The sequence below is a fragment of the Aeromonas sp. genome (genome assembly GCF_051657805.1).
Classification (GTDB): Bacteria; Pseudomonadota; Gammaproteobacteria; order Enterobacterales; family Aeromonadaceae; genus Aeromonas.
In genome coordinates this window covers 1-1,471 of sequence record NZ_JBOFLJ010000005.1, presented here as the reverse complement: position 1 = coordinate 1,471, position 1,471 = coordinate 1, and the positions used below count along the sequence as shown (strand labels likewise).

1 protein-coding gene is annotated in these 1,471 nt (G+C 59.6%); it reads right to left on the bottom strand.

Annotation, left to right across the window (positions count from 1 at the left end; genetic code table 11):
• Nucleotides 1-1,471, bottom strand: a 1,471-nt coding sequence (locus tag ACRCYW_RS02385; protein WP_438548591.1) for a hypothetical protein, incomplete at both ends; no start/stop codon positions are given.

Here is a 1,471-nt window from a genome sequence, read left to right as displayed (position 1 = left end):
GAAGCCTTCCGGTGTGCCGTTCCTGGTCGAGGGATTCCAGGATGGTCCGAGCTTCTTTCCAGTTGGATGTCCTGGATTTGGCTCGAGCCCCCCACATGCCCATCCAGAGTTCGATGCCGGGGGACTGTTTCTGTTCCGGTGTGAGGGTGTAGAACTCTGTGGTGCCCCCTGTACCGGTCCCACTGCCGTCTCCCCACTTCAGGACGATCCCCCCATGGACTGCCCGTTGCGCACTACTGCCTCGAGCGTGGAGGAGGTGGCCCTTCCACCATCGGAGGGCTTCATGGCCGGCGGGAGAGACGTGGGCTCGGGTGTGGTATTTTGCCGCCCCGGTAGTGGGATCCCCCTCCTCCAAGAGGTGCAAATCGTCGTACAACGCTCGGAGGTGGGTCTGCCCGAGGTGGTGTGGCGTGGCCTCCACCACTGATTGGAGGACGCCCGTGATGATAGCCAGGCTGAGGCGGGACAGGGCTTGCTCACGCGGGCGGCTGAGGATGAAGTCTACGCTTGCCACACACCGGGAGATCTTGTTCGGGGGGATGTGGAGAGTAGGGACCCCGCGGGTGTCGTACCAGAACCCACAGTACTTCTGGACTTGTTTGGGAGGAGATGTCTTTACCGGCTGGCAAATCAACCCGAGGCGTACCGTGAGGTCCATGAAGGCAGTGAGCGCCTCGCAACAATCAGCCGCGGTGGAGGCGTGGATCTTGAAGTCGTCTACAAACCCAAACAAGAGAGCGACTGGAGATCCATTCTCCCGGAGGCCCACATATCCGTGTCCCAGAAGGGGATCATAGGTGTTGTGCGCTAGGGCTTGTCGCCAAGTGTTTTCTCGATAGGTGACGGCCCGAAAGATCTCTGACTCGGCTCGGAGCATGTCCATGAATCCCTCCCCAGCCCGGCAAGCAATAGAAGGGCTGTTGACCGATCCCATGGGTAAACCCACGTACCAGAGTTTTTCACCGGTGACGGGGTGGATTATCCCAATCAGGTCTCGTTCTTCCGGTAACGTGGTGAAGTTGTGGAAATGTTTGCTGGCGTCCGCGATTGCGGACCATCCACCCGAATAGAGATGGGGGAGGATGTCTTTGGAGGATGGCAGGAAGATGGGGTCCAGTCCACAGCACCCGTTTTGGCCTCCCCGTTTCATGTCCGCGATGCATCTCCATTGGCCTGGCTGTCCTGGCTTGGGGACTACGAACAGGGGGCAAACCCGTCGGAGCGGTCGGGTTGCCGGTCTGACCACTCCTAGGGCTTTCAGTTCCTCGATGAAGGTGCAAACCACCTCCACTTGTTCTGGCGTGAGTGGGGGGTTCTCCACAATTTCGGTCCCGGGGTCTACTAGGAAGCGCAAACTCGAGCCGATCCTGATGGCTTCTTGGTGGATCTCCGGGAACTCCCACCAGAGCAACTGGAGGTATTTGGGGCCGGCCTCGGTGTAGTTGTTTCGGTGCACTTCGAGGGCCTCCAA